Source organism: Halodesulfovibrio oceani subsp. galateae, assembly GCF_055397225.1.
On record NZ_AP042453.1, the window covers coordinates 2,959,317 to 2,978,927 of the forward strand.

General features: G+C 47.1%; 15 protein-coding genes. 9 read left to right on the forward strand and 6 right to left on the reverse strand.

Annotated features, from left to right (window positions below; genetic code table 11):
* Positions 1-14: 14 nt before the first annotated feature.
* Positions 15-644 carry an RdgB/HAM1 family non-canonical purine NTP pyrophosphatase gene (rdgB, locus tag ACZ5V1_RS13200; protein ID WP_464389239.1) on the reverse strand — a complete coding sequence of 210 codons (630 nt, stop codon included), beginning with the start codon at positions 642-644 and terminating at the stop codon, positions 15-17.
* Between the two features lie 223 nt (positions 645-867).
* Positions 868-2,439: a two-component system sensor histidine kinase NtrB gene (locus tag ACZ5V1_RS13205; protein WP_464389240.1), complete on the reverse strand. Its 1,572-nt coding sequence runs from the start codon at positions 2,437-2,439 to the stop codon at positions 868-870.
* 76 nt (positions 2,440-2,515) lie between these two features.
* Here ACZ5V1_RS13205 and rimO point away from each other — a divergent pair, with 76 nt between their 5' ends.
* The 7 genes from rimO (at position 2,516) to ACZ5V1_RS13240 (ending at position 12,697) form a co-directional block, all read left to right on the forward strand.
* A complete protein-coding gene (gene rimO, locus ACZ5V1_RS13210) occupies positions 2,516-3,814 on the forward strand; it encodes a 30S ribosomal protein S12 methylthiotransferase RimO (protein WP_464389241.1) in 1,299 nt (432 codons plus the stop codon).
* 208 nt (positions 3,815-4,022) lie between these two features.
* Positions 4,023-5,744 carry a 30S ribosomal protein S1 gene (locus ACZ5V1_RS13215; RefSeq protein ID WP_160711737.1) on the forward strand — a complete coding sequence of 574 codons (1,722 nt, stop codon included), beginning with the start codon at positions 4,023-4,025 and terminating at the stop codon, positions 5,742-5,744.
* Positions 5,725-6,627, forward strand: a complete 903-nt coding sequence (gene sppA / locus ACZ5V1_RS13220) for a signal peptide peptidase SppA (RefSeq protein WP_464389242.1) — start codon at positions 5,725-5,727, stop codon at positions 6,625-6,627. Before ACZ5V1_RS13215 ends, sppA begins: the two co-directional genes overlap by 20 nt.
* Before the next feature lie 127 nt (positions 6,628-6,754).
* Positions 6,755-8,257 carry a 4-alpha-glucanotransferase gene (gene malQ / locus ACZ5V1_RS13225; RefSeq protein ID WP_464389243.1) on the forward strand — a complete coding sequence of 501 codons (1,503 nt, stop codon included), beginning with the start codon at positions 6,755-6,757 and terminating at the stop codon, positions 8,255-8,257.
* A gap of 74 nt (positions 8,258-8,331) precedes the next feature.
* A complete protein-coding gene (locus tag ACZ5V1_RS13230) occupies positions 8,332-9,555 on the forward strand; it encodes a histidine phosphatase family protein (protein ID WP_464389244.1) in 1,224 nt (407 codons plus the stop codon).
* A gap of 349 nt (positions 9,556-9,904) precedes the next feature.
* Positions 9,905-11,998: a DNA mismatch repair endonuclease MutL gene (gene mutL, locus ACZ5V1_RS13235; RefSeq protein ID WP_464389245.1), complete on the forward strand. Its 2,094-nt coding sequence runs from the start codon at positions 9,905-9,907 to the stop codon at positions 11,996-11,998.
* Between the two features lie 351 nt (positions 11,999-12,349).
* A complete protein-coding gene (locus tag ACZ5V1_RS13240; protein ID WP_464389246.1) occupies positions 12,350-12,697 on the forward strand; it encodes a DUF190 domain-containing protein in 348 nt (115 codons plus the stop codon).
* Between the two features lie 124 nt (positions 12,698-12,821).
* On the opposite strand, the gene rfaD is transcribed toward ACZ5V1_RS13240, so the two are convergent.
* The 4 genes from rfaD to ACZ5V1_RS13260 are packed head-to-tail and all read right to left on the reverse strand — an operon-like array spanning position 12,822 to position 16,739.
* Positions 12,822-13,793: an ADP-glyceromanno-heptose 6-epimerase gene (gene rfaD, locus ACZ5V1_RS13245; RefSeq protein WP_464389247.1), complete on the reverse strand. Its 972-nt coding sequence runs from the start codon at positions 13,791-13,793 to the stop codon at positions 12,822-12,824.
* A 20-nt stretch (positions 13,794-13,813) separates the two neighbouring features.
* On the reverse strand, positions 13,814-14,491 hold the full coding sequence (locus tag ACZ5V1_RS13250) for a YkgJ family cysteine cluster protein (protein ID WP_464389248.1): 678 nt from the start codon (positions 14,489-14,491) through the stop codon (positions 13,814-13,816).
* 36 nt (positions 14,492-14,527) lie between these two features.
* Positions 14,528-15,895 carry a protein kinase domain-containing protein gene (locus ACZ5V1_RS13255; RefSeq protein WP_464389249.1) on the reverse strand — a complete coding sequence of 456 codons (1,368 nt, stop codon included), beginning with the start codon at positions 15,893-15,895 and terminating at the stop codon, positions 14,528-14,530.
* 16 nt (positions 15,896-15,911) lie between these two features.
* Positions 15,912-16,739, reverse strand: coding sequence for a metallophosphoesterase family protein (locus tag ACZ5V1_RS13260; protein ID WP_464389250.1), 828 nt, complete (start codon positions 16,737-16,739; stop codon positions 15,912-15,914).
* 261 nt (positions 16,740-17,000) lie between these two features.
* Here ACZ5V1_RS13260 and gnd point away from each other — a divergent pair, with 261 nt between their 5' ends.
* Complete coding sequence (gene gnd / locus ACZ5V1_RS13265; RefSeq protein WP_464389251.1) at positions 17,001-17,900, forward strand: phosphogluconate dehydrogenase (NAD(+)-dependent, decarboxylating); 900 nt, start codon at positions 17,001-17,003, stop codon at positions 17,898-17,900.
* Positions 17,901-17,908: 8 nt separating this feature from the next.
* Positions 17,909-19,510, forward strand: a complete 1,602-nt coding sequence (gene zwf / locus ACZ5V1_RS13270; protein WP_464389252.1) for a glucose-6-phosphate dehydrogenase — start codon at positions 17,909-17,911, stop codon at positions 19,508-19,510.
* The last annotated feature ends 101 nt before the right edge of the window (positions 19,511-19,611 follow it).

The window sequence follows — 19,611 nt, forward strand, 5'->3', positions numbered from 1 at the left end:
GTATCAAAAATATTCTAACGACCGTGCTGCTTCCAGAACTCATCCCATTGGGTAAGAAGAGCTGCGAGAGCATTGCCACGGTGGGAGCGTTTATTCTTTTCTTCGCGGGTAAGTAATGCAGAAACGGAACCGTCTTTTGCGTCAATGAACAATGGGTCGTACCCAAAGCCATTATCACCTTTTTCTTCAGTACCGATATAGCCTTCCCATGCGCCGGATGCTGTAATGCAATTACCGGATGGAGAACATGCAGACATTACGCAACGAAAACGAGCAGTCCGATTCTCAAACGGCTCACCGGCAAGCTCCATAAGTAATTTTTCGTTATTACGTTTGTCGCGAGTATCAGCTTTCAAGTTAGGAGTATCATCGCTGTAGCGTGCTGAATATACGCCAGGAGCTTTATCCAGAAAGTCAACTTCAAGACCGGAATCATCTGCTACCGCTACCCTGCCTGTCAGCTCTGCTACTGTACGGGCTTTAATAAGAGAATTCTCTTCAAAGGTGTCACCGTCTTCTACGATCTCACCGATTTCAGGATAGTCATTAAGACCTCGTACTGACAATCCGTACTCACTCAGAGTTTTTTCAAGCTCTGCTATTTTGCCTGCGTTGCGGGTTGCGAGCACAATAATTTTTTCCATCACTCTATCCTTATATGTAGCTCATGCTAGCTATGACTAAAATATAGACGCTCATCAAGGATGGTGCGTCTACATTTGTATTTATATGAAGACGGGGACTCGTTAAGAATCCCCTCAATCAAAATTTTCAATCACATCCTAGTAACATATCCAGCCAACCATCAAGTAGAAAATAGTACCTATCGCACTTGCAAAACAACGCATTCTGTTCGGACAGTGCATATTACCGGAAAAACTTCATAGGCCCGCTCAAAAATTCCACATTCGCGGAATTAGCCACGTCATCATCACCATCATCATTTGTAGCGGAGTTCTTTTTATCAAAATCAGGAGACGTAGCGGAAATAGGCGGAAGATAAAAAGACAGAATTGTTCCCTTATGGATTTTACTACGCAGCTTCACCTTTCCACCCATGCCTTCGATAATTTTTTTCGTCATCGCAAGACCAAGACCGGAACCGCCGCTTTTGGTAGTAAAAAATGGATTAAACAAATGTTCACGCACATCATTTGGAATACCTTCACCGGAATCCATAATGCGGACGATTACCCAGTTATCAGCACTGAGCGTTGTTTCAACCCGCATTGTTCCGCCATTAGGCATGGCTTCAAAACCATTTTTTATGCCGTTAATAACGCACTGCTTCAACTGATCAGGATTTCCGCGAACTTTTGCTACACCTACATTCAGGTTGGTTGTTACTATTCCTCCTTGGGACTCAAACCGCATACGAAGCAAGCCAAGGGCTTCTGTAATCACTTCATTTACGTCAATTTCTCCGCTTTCCCCAGGGGCTGGACGAGCGAAATTGAGAATGATCTTTAAAATTTTCTCCAGCCGTTTTGACTCGTTGTAGATAATTTTAACTTTCTTTGTATCTTTTTCATCCAAATTTTTCTGCTTAAGCAAAGCGCGTGCAAAGCCGCCAATAGCAAACAGCGGGTTCCGTATTTCATGCGCAACAAAGGCGGACATTTCACCAATGGCTGCAAGCTTTTCCGTCTGTTGTAGCTTACGCACCATAAAGTAGTTTTCGGTAATATCTTTGCGCGTTAAAATTATTGATCGTACCGTGCCATCCCGCTTTACAGCTGGGTACGCCGAGATCCCGAAGTATTGGAGTTCCCCGTCACCGGTGATTTTTGTGATAACCTGATCTGCGCGTTTTGCTGTCTTCACAGCTTTAAGAACAGCATTATCCGGCTGCTGGGCATACAATAATATATTGTTAATGAGCGTCCCTTCCGCACCCTCAAAATCAAGGTCTCGTGGACTTTCCAAAACGGCAGCATTAGCATCCAGAACAGTGCCGTCAGTATCCAGAAGCCAAAATTCCTCTTCTGCCTGATCAACAAAGGTGCTGAACAGCCCAAGGGCTCTATCGAGATTACATGCCTGCGCATCTAACACTGCGGGATCAACAGGAGATTTTCTAAAAGCAATCAGAGCTTCTCCGCCGACCACGGAAACTGCGGCTGGCGTATTCTGCTTAACATACTCTAGATATTTACCTTCTTCCGAAAGGTCGAAGACTATGTTGACATCATCTATATTCTCGCATAGCTCCTCTACACTGTCATAGAAATCGACGCCGTCAAGACACATCAATCCCGGCAACTCATCTTGAGGGGCACACGCGATTGCTCGCACTTTAATTCTCACTACGCCGTCAGGCATTTCTGTAGAAAAAAGATGCATCAACAGCTCTCGAAATGTGCTACGATACCCGATGGTCGCTATGTTAAGCGTAGTGAATATCTCTTTATCGGCCTCAACGGCTTGCTTATTTTCCACGTACGATCTCTCCTGTGACAGTGCAGCAAACACACAATTCATTAGTCAAAATAGTATATATACTGGAAACCACCCCATGATTAATATTTATTCAATAAGCCTTGGCTGCCCTAAAAACAGGGTAGATACCGAATGGCTATTAGGCGCTGTAAGCGAAGAGATTACACCGGTTGAAGAACCGGAACATGCCGATCTTGTACTCATTAACACTTGTGGCTTTATTCAGCCTGCAATTGAAGAGTCTGTGCAGACAATTTTACAAGCCGTTGCCGATGTTGAAGACATGGCGACAGGCAAACGTCCACTTATCGCAGTTGTAGGCTGCCTTGTAGGACGTTTTGGCGAAAACGATCTTTCATCCGAGATTCCTGAAGTTAACCTGTGGTTGACCAACACCCAGATGGAAGAATGGCCGGAAATGATTGCGAAAGCTATGAAGCTCCCACTCATTAAAGACCCGCTTCGTCTTATCTCCACAGGCCCTTCATACGCGTACTTGAAGATTAGTGATGGTTGTAACCACAACTGTGCGTTCTGTACCATCCCTTCCATTCGCGGTGATTTACGTACAACACCGGCAGAGACCGTTGTTCGTGATGCAAAACATGCCCTTGCTCAGGATGTTAAAGAGCTCATCTTCGTAGCACAGGACGTAACAGCGTACGGCCGCGAACTGGGCTTAAAACACGGATTGCGCGAACTGTTAGATAAGATCCTGCCGCTGGACGGTCTTGAGCGTTTACGTCTCATGTACCTGTACCCTGCGGGCTTATCAGTAGAATTTTTGAAATATCTGCGTGACGCAGGCGAGCCGTTTGTTCCGTACTTTGATGTACCGATCCAGCACGCACACTCAGATGTTCTGTCCCGCATGGGTCGCCCGTTTGCACGCAACCCGCGCGAAGTTATCGACCGTATCCGTGATATTTTTCCGGAAGCCGCAATTCGTACCAGTATTATTGTAGGCTACCCTGGAGAAACAGAAGAGCAGTGGGAATACCTGCGTGACTTCATCATTGAAACACGCTTCCATCATCTGGGTATTTTTGCATACCAGGCAGAAGACGGAACACCTGCTGCTGCCATGGACAATCAGATTGATGATATAGAAAAAGAATGGCGCCGTGATGCACTCATGGAAATTCAGGGCGACATTAGTGAAGATATTTTGGAACAGTACGAAGGCCAGCGCATGAAAGTGCTCGTTGATAGTGAACATGACGAGTGGCCGGGACTGCATGTAGGTCGTACTTGGTTCCAAGCTCCAGAAGTGGATGGCATTACATATGTAAGCGGCCCCGGTGTAGAACCCGGAGCGATGGTAGATGCTGAAATTGTGGATACTCGAGATTACGATTTAGTCGCACTCGCGTAATTAGCCGTTTTATTTTTTTTGCACGCATTCTCACAAAAATGAGTCTACCATGCGAAAAACATACGGAAAACAATTAGGACTTCAAACCAAAGCGGTAAAATCCTGATATTCACAGCATTTTCTGTTGAGTTTACAACATTAATTTGCTAACACTTCCCATCTCACTTTCCAAGTGGGAAAAATTTTTTTGTTGGTTGGAGGATTCTTTATGGAAACCATGGAAAATAACTCACTCGAAGCTGAAATGAGCTTTGAGGCTGCACTTGAAGATTACCTCAGCTCCGATTTTGGTGAGCTGGATGAAGGTTCAATCGTTAAGGGCGAAATCGTTCGCGTGGACAGTGATTATGTTCTCGTTGATGTTAACTTTAAGTCAGAAGGTCAGATCCCTGCTTCCGAGTTTGCAGATGCAGACGGCGCGGTTAGCGTAGGCGTTGGGGACAAAGTGGATGTTTTCGTTGTTCGCAAGAACGAAATGGAAGGCACCATTACCCTTTCGTTTGAAAAAGCAAAACGCATGCAGATGTTCGACCAGCTCGAAGAAGTTCAAGAAAAGAACTCCGTCGTTACTGGCCGCATTGTACGTCGTATCAAAGGTGGCTACACAGTCGACCTCGGTGGCATTGATGCCTTCCTTCCTGGCTCCCATGTCGATCTGCGCCCAGTGCCAGACATGGACGCGCTCGTGAACGAAGAGTTTGAATTCCGTGTGCTGAAAATCAACCGTCGTCGTAGCAACGTTATCGTTTCTCGCCGTGTACTTCTTGAAGAAGAACGCGACTCCAAACGTCAAGACCTTCTCGTTACTCTTAACGAAGGCCAGATTGTTGTTGGTAAAGCGAAAAACATCACCGAATATGGTGTATTCGTTGACCTCGGCGGCCTCGACGGCCTCCTGCATATCACTGATATGTCTTGGAAGCGCATTCGCCATCCTAAAGAGCTCGTTCAGCTCGGTCAGGAACTCGAACTGAAAATTCTCAGCTTCGATAAAGATAACCAGAAAGTATCTCTCGGCCTTAAACAGCTCGTTGAAGATCCTTGGCAGGATATCACCGCGAAATTCCCTGAAGGACAGCGTCTCAGCGGCAAGGTTACAAACCTCGTTGATTACGGTGCATTCGTGGAACTCGAGCCAGGCGTTGAAGGTCTCGTACACATTTCTGAAATGTCTTGGACTCGTAAACTCCGCCACCCATCCCAGATGGTACGCGTAGGTGACGAAGTTGAAGTAGTTATCCTCGGCGTAGACGAAGATAAAAAACGCATTTCCCTTGGCATGAAGCAAGTTAAGCCAAACCCATGGGAAATTGTTGCTGAGAAATACCCTGAAGGTACTATCCTTGAAGGTGTTATCAAGAACATCACCGAATTCGGTATGTTCATCGGCATTGAAGACGGCATTGATGGCCTGATTCACGTTTCCGATATCTCTTGGACCAAAAAGATCCGTCACCCTAATGAACTCTTCCAGGTTGGCGACACTGTACAGGCGAAAGTTCTTACAGTTGATCAGGACAGCGAAAAATTCACCCTCGGTGTTAAACAGCTTTCCGAAGATCCTTGGTCTAAAGTTCCTTCTAACTACCCTAACGGCACCATCGTTGAAGGTCTTGTTACCAACATCACCGACTTTGGTCTCTTCGTAGAAGTAGAAGAAGGCATTGAAGGTCTCGTTCACGTTTCTGAAATCTCTCAGAAAAAAGTGAAATCCCCTTCTGAAATGTTCAAAGAAGGCGTAACTATCAAAGCTAAAGTTATCCACGTTAGCGCTGAAGAACGTCGTCTCGGACTTTCAATCAAACAGCTCCAGGAACCTGAAGAACGCAGCAAAAAGCCTCGTGAATTCCGCTCCGGCGGTTCCGATGCGGGTCAGCAGACCCTCGGCGATATCTTCAAGCAGCTTGAGGATGCAGGCGAAGAAGCCTAATTTCTCGCAGAAGCATCCACTTCTGTTTGGCATAATGCTAATTATTGCCGCAGTAGCCCTGTTCGCAGGCGCTACTGCGGCTTTACGCGTTTCGAAAGGCAATGATATGCCTTATTTTACGCAGGATAAATTCGGCGTAATCAACGTGAAAGGCTTTATTGCCGACTCCCGCAAAGTATCCGATTGGGCATACAAACTGCGCAAAGACGATTCCATTAAAGGTGTTGTCGTACGCATTGACTCACCGGGTGGCGGCGTAGCTGCCTCACAAGAAATGTACTTTGCTATCAAACGCCTTGCTGAAGTTAAGCCTGTTATTATCTCAATGGGTACAGTAGCCGCTTCCGGCGGGTACTACATCGCAGCAGCCGGACACAAAATTGTTGCCAACCCCGCAACACTCACCGGCTCCATCGGCGTAAAGATGGAACTCCCCAATTTCAAAGGGCTGATGCAAAAAATCGGCGTCTCCTATCTTTCCCTCACAAGCGGTAAACTTAAAGCTGCCGGTAGTCCCTTCCAGACAATGACTCAGGAAGAACGAGAATACCTGCAAGCTATCATCATGGACATGTATAACCAGTTCATCGATGTTATCGTTGAAGGCCGCCACATGAAGCGTGAACAGATTCTGCCATATGCAGACGGTCGCGCAATGACAGGTAAACAAGCCCTGAAAGCAGGCCTTGTGGATATGCTTGGTGACAGAGAAACAGCTTACTTAGAGCTGGCTAAACTCTGTAATCTCAAAGCTCCTCTGCCTATTACAGAAGGTCCTAAGAAAAAAGAAAGCCTTCTTAAAGAACTCATCTCCTCTGTTCTTGATCTTGCACCGGTTAACACCGTGCGGGAGCAGAACTCTATTCAGCTCCTGTATAATTAAGTCTTCTCCCTAGTCTCCGACTTCCTCTCCATGATATAGAAAAGAGTCAGATAAATGCTGAACTCGCACTTTGCTGCGCGTTTTGCCCTAATCTACGCAACAAGGACTTTGTCACTTGGAGGCTCTTATGAATATTCGCTCCAGCGGAGTACTCTTACATATTACATCTCTTCCATCGCGATTCGGTATCGGCGATCTTGGACCCGCGGCATATGACTTTGCTGATTTTCTCCGCTCGCGTGGCCAACTGTACTGGCAATTTCTGCCAACTACTCCCACTACAGAAATTATGGGGAACTCTCCCTATGCAAGTTGGTCTGCTTTTGCTGGCAACCCACTCCTCATCAGTCCTGAGATGATGGTCGAAGACGGCATCATCACATGGGAAGAAGTTCGTGATTCTCCGCAAGGCCATGACGCCTTTGTACACTACGGAGCAGCCGGAATTTACAAGGCCCATCTGTTGCGTATTGCCTACGCACGCAAAAAAAAATCACTCAGTACATGTCCGCATTTTTCGGTGTTCAAAGAAAACCATAGAGAATGGCTGCGTGATTATGCACGCTTTGTAACCATTATGGACGAACACCCCGGAAAAATATGGACCGAATGGCCTGATCCGCTGAAATACAGAGAGCAGGAAGCACTGTTACAGTGGGATGCAGAACATAAGGATGCCATCGCATACGAAGAATATGTTCAGTATATTTTCTTTTCTCAATGGCGAAGATTACGCGCGTATTGCAACAAAAACGGGCTTAACCTTATCGGCGATCTGCCTATTTATGTCACGCATCACAGCGCAGACGTCTGGACGCATCCGCACCTGTTCAAACTAGATAACAACGGGACTCCAACTCACGTAGGTGGTGTTCCACCGGACTATTTCAGTGCAACAGGCCAGCGTTGGGGCAACCCTGTATTTAACTGGGATGCCATGCGTCATGAAAATTTTGAATGGTGGGTAAGCCGCCTGCGTCATAATATTGAGCTTATGGATAAGATTCGGCTCGACCACTTCAGAGGCTTTGCCGGTTACTGGGAGATACCTGTGGATGAGCCCACGGCAATAAATGGTAAATGGGTAGATGCCCCGGGGATGGAGCTATTCAGAACATTCACCCTGCGTCTCGGGATGCTCCCCATTATTGCCGAAGATTTAGGTGTTATCACGGCGGACGTGCGAGAATTGAAACAGCAGTTTAACCTGCCGGGAATGAAAATTCTGCAATTCGGTTTCGGCGGCGACCTAACACGAAATCCAGACACACCGTTTCATCATGAACCGCATTGTGTTTTATACACAGGCACTCATGACAACTCCACGGTAAAGGGATGGTATGTGACAGAAGCAGGTGATCAGGGGCGGAACAATCTGCATGAATTTGTAGGGCAATGTACTGATCTCGATAATGTGCACCTCACCTTTATGCGTCTTGCCATGCAGAGCGTCGCAAACACAGTCATATTCCCTGTTCAGGATATTCTTGGACTGGATAATTCGGGCAGGATGAATACGCCGTCAACGGGGAATGGAAACTGGGAATGGCGCATGACCAAAGAACAACAGCAACACCCAATGTTCAATAAGTTGTCACAACTTACGGGGCTGTTTGGACGCTGGACATAACCGCAAGGAAGAGACAAACTACCAACGATACACAGCACTGGTACTACGCCAGTAACGCACATGCCGGAGGAAGAATGCACAAGCTTTATATTGGTATGGTAGGTCTACCTGCTCGCGGTAAAACAACTGTTGCCGCAAAAATTCTTGATGGTCTCTCAAAAGAAGGTATCCGCACAGAAATTTTTAATAACGGCGACATCCGCCGTGAACGACTTGGTGTCAAATCTTCTGAGCCAGAATTTTACTGCCCCACAAATCAGGCAGGTAAAGCAGCACGTGAAGAAATTGCTTTTACCAATATGAACCGTGCCACGGAGTTTTTGCAGAACGGCGGTAACGTCGCCATTCTCGATGCTACCAACGTCAGCCGTCATCGCCGCCTAGCCATTGAACGCATGGCAATCTATCCAATTCTCTGGATCGAATGCATCAATAATGATGAAGAGCTGGTCGATGCTTCTATTCTGCGCAAAACAAAGCTTTCTGAATTTTCCAAGCTGACAGAAGAACAAGCCTGCATGAGCTTTAAAGAGCGCATCAAATATTACGAACACATCTATTCACCTCTGCTGGATGAAAAAATGTGGGTAATGGTAGATTCTCTACATAACCTTATTCTGAATGAAAATGTGCCGAGCGGCATACCGTTCTATGCAAACATCCGTGACATTCTTGTTTCGGACTGGGTGCGTAATCTCTATCTCGCGCGGCATGGTCAGACAGAATACAACGTCATGGACAGAATCGGGGGTAACTCCTCGTTAACAGAGCTTGGTCATAAACAAGCGAGCTGCCTTGGCGAGTATTTTAGGGGAGATGAAATTAACTACGTCTTCACCAGCATGAAACGACGTTCGCAACAAACCGCACAGTATGTTGTAAACCACATGCCGAACTGCACAGTTATTCCACTACCCGAGTTTGATGAAATCGACGCCGGAGTATGCGAAAACTTAATGTATTCTGAAATCAAAGAGCAATACCCTGAGATTGCCCGTGACCGTTCCTACGATAAATACGGCTATATTTATCCAGAAGGAGAAGGATACGTAACCTTGAAAGAACGTGTAGACAGGGGCTTGAAAAAAGCACTGTTCCTCTCCGGCAACGCAGAACGCGTCCTCATTGTGGGGCATCAGGCAATTAACCGCATGATCCTTTCCCACTTTCTGTTCAGAAGACAGGATGACGTTCCGTATATTTTAGTTCCACAAAACTCACTGTTCCATATCATCTCGACACAACAGAAAAAACTGTTCGAACTAGTGAAGTTTATGGACGCAGATCTCGGTAACTAACCAATAAATAAAGGGACTCATAAATGAGTCCCTTTATTTTTGCACCTTGCTGCAACCACGCCTCTGTCTTACAGCAAAATGCAGCAAAACTGTGTATACCGTACAGTTTCACTTTCTACCCTTAAATAGTTACAGAGCCTAGCGAGTCTTGTAAACTGCTTTTACCTTTACTCTTGTTATAACTTCTTCAAACCAAATCGACGAATATCAATTTTTACTCCGAATCCGCTAAATATTGTCATCCAAAATCAATTTAGATGTTGCAAATTGCCAAAGCAGAACTAATTAAGTACACGAATTATAGAACTGTCAGTTCTAAAACGTAACCGCCCCGTAGCATGGAATTTGTATGACACAGAAAACTGATCCCAGACGCCATATTAAGGTACTCCCATCTGACCTGCGCAACCAGATTGCTGCGGGTGAGGTTGTCGAACGCCCAGCATCCGTTGTGAAAGAACTTGTGGAGAACAGCATTGATGCTGGCGCGACGCATGTAGACATCACAATTGAAGAAGGTGGACAAACACTTATTCAAGTGCGCGATAACGGGCATGGTATTCCTCAAGATGAACTTGAAATGGCTGTAACCCGTCATGCCACAAGTAAAGTAGCCAGTCTGGAAGAATTGATGAGCATCGGCAGCTACGGGTTCCGTGGCGAAGCACTCCCTTCCATTGCCTCCGTTTCTACCTTTACTATTACCTCTGCGCCAGCACCGGAAGTTGTGAATACTCCGGCAGACGCGTTTTTCATCAAGGTAGAACACGGCAACATAGCCAGCCAAGGCCCTGCGGCATTGCATCAGGGAACTGTGGTTGAAATTCGTGACCTGTTTGCCAATATTCCGGCACGACTCAAATTTCTTAAAACAAAAAATACTGAAACCAAACGTTGTCAGGAAATGCTCTCGCGTCTCGCGCTTGCGCGCCCTGATGTCGGTTTTACGTTTACAAACAACGGCCGTGAGGTTTGGCGTTTTCCTACAAACCAGACACTCCGCGACCGTCTAGCGATTCTTTGGCCGCCAGCCATTACAGATTCACTGCTTCCTCTGAATCATACCCGCGAGGGCTATACCATTCGAGGATTGGCAGGACATCCACAAAAGGCACAGCCTCGTGCTGACCGTATGCTCTTCTGGGTAAACGGACGATCTGTTAACGACAGGCTTCTCATGCGTGCAGTGCGCGATGGGTACAGAGGACGCTTGCTGAGTAAAGAATACCCGCAAATTGCTTTGTTTCTTGAAATGCAGCCGGAGCTTGTAGACGCCAACGTTCACCCTGCGAAAAACGAAGTACGTTTTCAGGATGAAAACAGCGTCTACCTTGCAGTGCGTAAAGGTATTGAGCGTGCTCTTGATGACCTTACAGTACTTGAGCAGGTTGAAGCCGGAACCGATCCTTTCACAGCGGAGCCTAGTACTCATGCACCTGCGGCAACACAAGCCTCTATGAATCTGGATTCTCCACCGCCAAAGCCTGCGGGGTTCTGGGGGGCGGCAGATGATCACGGCGTTATTAATCGTAATCCCAATGCTGAACCTACAGGATATGAGACGGAAGTTGTCCGTACAGCACACACTTCCACTATGCATATTGACGCTGTGCAGTCTTCCACGGTGCAGTCTTCTGGCATGGATGAAAACAACGACGTATCGTTAAATTTCTCTCCGTCTACAGATCAAGAGCCAGCTCCATATGCTCCAGTGCTAGAACTGGAAGAACAAGGCACGATCGCGACCGAACAGGCTGATCTATCCATTACGCCGCCAACTGAGGCGTACTCAGAAGAAACACATGCCGCTGCCACGGCAGAAACGTCAGCAGCAGAGTATTACGAACCGCAAGGACATGCCCAGCCAGAACCAGAAAGCCAAAATGTAACCGTCGGCGATTTGACCTACCTCGGACAGATGGCAGACACATATCTGATTATCCGTCAGCGGAATCAAAAATTAATATTGCTGGATCAACATGCTGTGCATGAACGAATTCTATTTGAACGCATCAAACGTGATGCCTCACAAGGACATTCGCAGTTGCTCGCACTCCCTATGAACCTTACGCTCCATCCTTCTGAAGCACACAGGTTGCAGGAAATGTGGGGAGATCTGGAAAAAATAGGCTTTTCACTGGCAACGTCCGGTGAAACCGAAGTCCGCGTTAAAGGTATTCCCACTGCCCTTGAGACAGCGGAGGCAAAGGGATTCCTGCGAGAAATTCTTTCCGGTCAAATAAGTTCGATGGAAGATTTATGGGCAATGATGTCCTGCAAAAGCGCCATCAAAGCCGGCCAAAAGCTCACATCTGATGAAGCTGCCGGTCTTATTGCCCAGTGGCTGACAACTCCGGACAGGACCTACTGCCCGCATGGACGCCCTGCTGTGCTGCAATTCACCATTGATGATTTGGAAAAAATGTTTAAGCGCAAGGGATAGCATTTCAGCTTCCCCGCAATACAAGAACTAACAAAACGGTCAGCATTTTATAATGCTGACCGTTTTTTATTGCCTACTTTCTCTGTCTGAAAAAAATCATTGAACTAACCACAACTCTCTAAAAACTTTTATTCTTTAATTTTAAGACAGTTACAGAAATAAATTCTTCATTTTTCTTCAAACATCTCTTCTTTTTCGCTGCTAACTGTCTGCCACTCTGTTTAAAATAGCAGATACAACTCCTCGGAAATTGTATTGTGTCATGGTATTCATTGAATTTTTTCAAAAAAGGAATACGCACACAATTTTCCAATACACCGCAACGCTTAGACAGCTCCGACGGAGGCCGAAATGAAGGAATGCTCAAAAGTTGAACGCATTACATGCATCATTGATGAAGATAGAAAACACAATGGCGAACCATTATACCGCGCAATTGTAGAAGAAGCCCAGAAATTCGGTATCGCCGGTGCTACTGTTAACAAAGGGATTATGGGGTATGGTGCAGCCAAAAAAATCCACAGAGAAAACCCGCTGGGCAGAAGCTCAGATATTCCTGTAATTATCCGCATTGTGGATGACAAAGAGAAGCTTGATGCTTTTTCAGACCAACTCTGCGACATGATCCAGCAGGGAATTATCCTACGCGAGCCAGTAACCATGTGCCTTGTTCGCTGTGGCGGTAAAACCATAGAATAGCAACTGCGCAAAAATCAAAACAAAAAAAGGGTGGAGCTTATGGCTCCACCCTTTTTCATTTGCTATTGGTGCAGATTAACAATCTGCAACTACTTCGTAGACACGAAGTTTTGCACGCTCGGTGCTACAGGTATGGATCTTCCTGTGCGAGGTAGTTCTGTACGTAATCTTTCGCGCCTTCTTCAAGAGAGCGGAATTTCACAGGGCAACCGGCGTCCTGAAGACGTTTCATCGGTGCTTCTGTGAAGTACTGGTATTTACCACGCAGAACTTCCGGCATTTCAATGTAGCTGATGTTGGATTTAATATCCATTGCAGCAAATACTGAGTTCGCAAGATCATTCCATGTGCGCGCGTTGCCGGTACCAAAGTTAAATATACCGTTGGCCTGTGGATTCTCAAGGAGCCACCACATAGCATCAACGCAGTCTTTTACGTACACAAAGTCACGTTTCTGACCACCGTGCGGGAAATCTGGATGGTAAGACTTAAAGAGCTTCATCTCTTTAGTGTCACCAATCTGGGAGAATGCCTTACACACAACACTCATCATGTTGCCTTTATGGTATTCATTCGGGCCGTACACGTTGAAGAATTTAAGGGACGCAATCTTATCGAGACGTCCGGTACGGTCTGCCCAGAGATCAAAAAGCTGTTTGGAATACCCGTACATGTTCAGCGGCTTCAGCTTGCTCATAGTTTCAAGGGAATCCTCAAAACCGAACTGGCCGTCACCATATGTTGCAGCAGAGCTAGCGTTAATGAAACGAGCATCGTTCATAAGCGCCAGTTCGCACATTGCTTTTGTGTACTGCAGGTTGTTTTCCATAAGGAAATCTGCGTCTTTTTCAGTAGTAGAAGAACACGCACCCATGTGGATAACAGCATCAACTTCCCAAGGAAGCTGGTCATGCATTACCATTTCGAGAAAAGTATCGCGGTGGACGTATTCTTCGTAGGTACGGTTAACAAGGTTCTTCCATTTCTCAGTAGAAGCGAGATTGTCCACTACAATAATATCTGTAATACCCATTTCGTTGAGCTTCCAGATCATAGCGCTGCCGATCATTCCGGCGCCACCAGTAACGATGTACATACAGTCCTCCTAGCGGGGAGCTAGCTTACTTTTTTCTCGATAATATTTTCAAGCTCAGGGCCGTGCTCGGTATCTACGATACGCAGACCGAACATATGCACGGTTTCACCAAGGGTACGACCAAACAGAAATTCCATTTCTGCTGAAGGAACCCCGGCTTTTTCCTGAACTACCTTACGGAATGCCATATCGAAGCGAACTGATTCCAAGAAATCTTCTCTAGCAGAAGGATCTTCTTTCATACGTTCGAAAATGGTTCCAAGGTACTCGTAACCACATTTTTCTTCATGCATTCTTACGAGTTCAGCATAGCCGTTGTTATCACCGAGAACATCAAAACGGGTGATGCGGTTTTCTTCGTACATTTCCTGAAGTGCATCAGGGTTCCAACAGTCCAGAGTTTTACACTCTGCAGGACGGTCGTTGTAGATAAAACAAAGACGATCTACTACGTTAAAAAAGCAGCAAGTCCATGTGCTTTCGTTACGGCGGGTAATTTTTACGAGTTCCTGCTGAAGCGGCTCAAGCTGGCCAGTCACGTTGTTACGTACCAGCTCACCACGGCGGAAAGTCATAAGGTCTTTACGCTGAAAAACCCCTTTCTCGTACAGCTCAAGATCTGATTTGTGCAGAGCAGGGCCGCCCTTGGCACAACATGTACCGCAACGGGTACATTCTTTTTGTATTTCCTGACCCATGTTAGGTCTCCTTTTTTATCTGTATGGATAGTTTGTCTATCCGCGCACCGCTCTGACAGCAAACTGACATGTCATATCCTGCCAGCCTACAAAACCCAATGATGCACTCACAAACCATGCCGCCATATATGACTTTGAATCGCACGTCCAGAGTGTATCCTGTGCGCTGTCCATAAGCTGCGGCACACAAAAAGCTCCAAGTTCCGGTGGTTCCTGCACTAGTGACGATAGTTCGTCCACTGTCGGCAACCGCCAATCCCGATAGCTTGCAAATTTTTTTTCATTCAACGATGCAATATACGTATGGGCTTCGTCCCATGTACATGCAAATTCACTACCGGACTGCTGCCACATTTTTTCTGTAACAGAATCCGTTACGGTTCCGTCCTCATTATCAGTAAGGTCTGCCATACCAACACAAGCGGGACGCCATAATGAATCCAGCCCAAAAGTTTTCTGTGCCTCTGCTAAGCGCACTTTCACAGGCGCTGAACGCAGAACAGGCGCATCCGTCGGGCACGGCGGGGTTTCAGCAAATTCATCAATAAAACGGCATTCATTGTCGACCCGCTCACGCCATGCTGCCACCAAAGTATCAAGCGCAATGCGCATGTCCTTTGCTGTCGCAAAACGGTCTTCTGGATCAAACGCCATTGCCGTATCAAAAAAGGCATCCCACTCAGCATCAAGATCAAGAGAATATTGGCTGGCACGCGGAACAACATTGTTTGTATACACTGCTTCGTCTGTAGGCAACACCCCAGTAAGCATTCGGTATAACATGACACCTACAGAAAAAATATCCGACCTGCCGTCCGCACTGTCCGGTGCTGCTTCCTGCTCTGGTGCTGCATAGTAAGGTGAGCCTATACGTTCACCTTTTGCGGCTGTGGTCGGCCTCATTTCTCCACGAAGACGTGACAGTCCGAAATCAATTAACTTAATTTCATCCAACCCTGTAATCATAAGGTTGAACGGCTTCACGTCCCTGTGCACAACGCCAGCCTGATGCATTCTATACAGAGCATCAAGAGTTTGCGTGGCATATGAGACTGCGGTTGTAAGCGGAAGTTTTCGGGTTGGTGCTTCCACACGGTAGCTTTCACCGATTACCATGCCAAGGTTACGGCAGAAATACTCCATGATGAAAAACGGCGTGCCGTCAGCAATATCATAATCCCATATGGCAGCGATATTAGGATGATCAAGTTTTCCCATAATGCGCGCTTCAGATTCAAACCGCGCAACAAGTTCATCCCGATCAACAAACATTTCCATCATCTCGGAAGGCTTGAGAACTTTGAGTGCAACAATGCGTCCGGTGACCGGCTGGCGAGCTTTAAAAACAGCCCCCATACCGCCCCTGCCAAGCAGGCCGCATACTGTATAGCGTCCAATCTTCATGTATTTTCCCTGTAGACTACGGCAGCAGTCGTCTGGCGTATCGTTCCGGCATCCCGATTGCCTTCATCTTGGCAACAGTCTCTGTGGGATCATACGCAACACAGCGTACGATTAATTCGTGAGATTCTGTATCCCACACAAGATACTTTGCCCGCGGATCGCCATCACGCGGTTGTCCCACCGCGCCTGCATTCACCATATATCGGCTGGTAAAATCGAGGGTATGAGTGCCTTCTTTCAAGTCGCCACGCATCACACTGCCGTTTGCAGCGCTGACAAGCCCAAGCTCATGCGTGTGACCAAGAAAAGCAATTTGTTCAGGGAACCGAGAAAATTTTAGCAGAACCCGCTCGTCATCCAGCTCCCAAATATATTGGAATGCCGACCGAGGCGGCAGCCCGTGAACAAACAGAGCGCCGTGCAACGAAAGCACGAGAGGAAGCGACCGCAGGTATTCCAGCGATTCTTCAGAAAGTAATTGTGCTGTTTTATCTACCACTTCAACAGATTGCTTGTTGAAGCAGGAACGATACTTACTGCGCCCAACACCAAGTTCATGGTTTCCCGCAACAGAAATAATACCGTGTTCCTGAACGGTTTTGACACACAACTCAGGGTCCGGGCCATAGCCCACGATATCACCAAGAGAAATTATCTCGGAAACATCTGGAAAAGACTGGGCAATATCATGTAGCACACTAGTAAGGGCTTCATAATTTGCGTGAATATCTGACAGAACTACGATTCGCATTGGGGGAGCATAGCAGGAACTCATATAGCTGACAAACGAATGTACCTCCGGTGGGTGAGTATGCCTCCGGCGGGCAAAGGCGCTGCCTTGCATCCGCAAGGGGGAATCCCCCTTGACCCATTTTTACGCGAGGCGAGTACGTAGATTAATCAACTGGCAGCCGCGAACAAGCGAACTTTCGCGTGATCAAAGAATGAGAAATTGCGGATTAGGAGAATAAAATAACTTCATCTCAATAGTCAGACGCACCTGCAAATATAATGACTGCGGATTGCACTAACAACGCAGCTCACGTACTTTGTAAGTTGAATTCATTTTTTACCAGAAACCAAATTACTTTTCAGAGGTAATCGTATGCAAATAGCAATGATCGGTCTTGGTCGAATGGGAATGAACATGGCTCGCCGTCTCCTGAAAGATGGACATGACGTTGTAGTCTGGAACCGCTCACCTGATAAAGTTGCCGTAATGGTTAGCGAAGGTGCTACCGGTGCACAGACAATTAAAGAAGCAGTGCAAAAACTTACTGGCCCCCGCACAGTCTGGTGCATGCTGCCTTCCGGCAATGTTACCAAGATGGCCTTGAAAGAAATTTTAGAAGCACTTGATCCAGATGATCTGGTCATCGAAGGCGGCAACTCCTACTGGAAGGATGATCAGGAAAATTCAAAAGCATTTGTTGAAAAAGGCTGCGGCTACATTGATGCCGGTGTTTCGGGTGGGGTATGGGGTTTAAAAATCGGATACTGCACAATGGTCGGCGGCAAAGACCGCTTCGTCCAGCGCGCCAAGCCGATATTCGACACTCTGGCACCACCACGAGGCTGGAAACATGTTGGCCCTGTAGGTTCAGGTCACTTTGTCAAAATGGTTCATAACGGCATAGAATATGCCATGATGGAAGCCATAGGCGAAGGCTTTGACCTTATGCGCAACGGTCCTTTCGACAAGCTTGACCTCGGCGGCATTGCAGATCTTTGGGGACAAGGCAGCGTTGTCCGTTGCTGGCTTCTCGAATTACTGGTGCTCGCCTACGAACGTGACCCTGATCTCTCGTCCATCAGAGGATTCGTTGACGATTCCGGTGAAGGACGCTGGACTGTGCTTAATAGCGTTGAATATGGCGTATCCGCCCCAGTGCTTGCCCAGTCACTCTTCAAGCGCTTTGAATCACGTCAGGAAGATGTTTACTCTAACAAAGTTCTTGCAGCACTGCGTAACGAATTCGGCGGTCATGCCGTTAAAAAAGAGTAGGAACGCCCATGCCTAATGTTAAAGCCAGGATGACTCCAACTCACACTCCGTGTGAAGAACAAAAGCCGGAAGGCTGCGGGATCATCATTTTTGGTGCCTCCGGTGACCTTGTGTACAGAAAGCTCCTTCCTTCGCTGTTTAATCTGTACTTGCGCAAACTCATGCCTTCAAAATTCTACATATTGGGTTTTGCGCGTACAGAGATGACAGATGAGGATTTTCGGGAGCGAGTACGTGAAGCACTTGTTGATGCACACGAAGACACAAAAGGAGAAATCCTCGACTCGTTCCTTTCACAGTGCAGATACACGTCCGGCGACTACAGCGATATTGAAGCGTACAGGCGGTTACAAAAAAAAGCTTCGGGATGCGAAGATGACTTTTCAAAAAAAGAAAACAAACTCTTCTACCTTGCGCTTCCGCCACAACTGCATCCAACTGTCGTAAGCCGCTTGTCTCAATCCGGTCTTACTGTGGAAGGGGAGAACGAGGACCCGTGGGCGCGTGTTGTTTTCGAAAAACCGTTCGGACACGATTTACAGTCGGCATTGGAGCTGGATAAACATCTCACCTCCATGCTCAAGCCGTCGCAGATTTTCCGCATTGACCATTACCTTGGTAAAGAGACGGTGCAGTCCATTTTAATGCTTCGTTTTGCCAATATTATGTTCGAACCGCTCTGGAACCAGCGGTACATCGACAATATTCAAATAACCGTGGCAGAATCCGTCGGCGTTGAACACAGAGGCGGCTATTACGAAGAAGCCGGGTGTCTTCGTGACATGTTCCAGAACCATATGTTGCAGATGCTCTCGCTCGTCACAATGGAGCCACCGACTCGGTTTGAAGCTGAGTATGTTCAGGGAGAACGCGTTAAGCTATTAAAAGCAATACGCCCGTGGTCGGAACGCACACTGAAGGACAACATTGTGCGCGCTCAATATGCAGCGGGAAAAATGGATGGAAAAGCCGCACAGGGATACCACGACGAGCCAAATATTGCGCCGGATTCCACCACGGAAACCTTTGTGGGCATGAAGCTCTATATCGACAACTGGCGCTGGCAGGGTGTCCCCATTTACATGCGCTCCGGCAAGCGGTTGCACATGCGCGAATCTGAAGTTGCGGTAACCTTCAAACGTGTTCCTCATTCTGTGTTCGGATTTGAATCGCAACATGAAATGCCAGCAAATATTCTGGTTATGAAGATTCAACCTGACGAAGGTGTTGATCTAACCATTCACACCAAGCAGCCGGGGCCAAAATCCTGCATGGCGAGTCTGTCCCTTTCCTTCAAGTATGATGAAGTGTTCGACACCGCCCCACAGGATGCCTATGAACGCCTGCTGCTTGACTGCATGTTAGGTGACCGCACGCTATTCCTTTCCCGCGAGGGCGTTGAAGCAGCGTGGAAAGTTGTTGATCCGGTTCTCAACTTCTGGCGAGATCATCCGGAAAAAGCTCCATTACATCCGTACAAAGCCGGATCGTGGGGACCAAAAGCGTCAGACGACCTGCTGCTTCGCAGTGGTCATCTATGGCGTAATCCACCTGATGAACATGGAACGCACTTCAAGAGTCTGGCTAAACCGCTCCTTGTGCGAAAATAAAATGACCATATTTTAAAGGCAGCCTCACGGCTGCCTTTTTATTTTTTCTGTAAGTAGAGCGCGCACCTGCATCCCGCAGAAGTGATGAGCTCTTGCCTGCA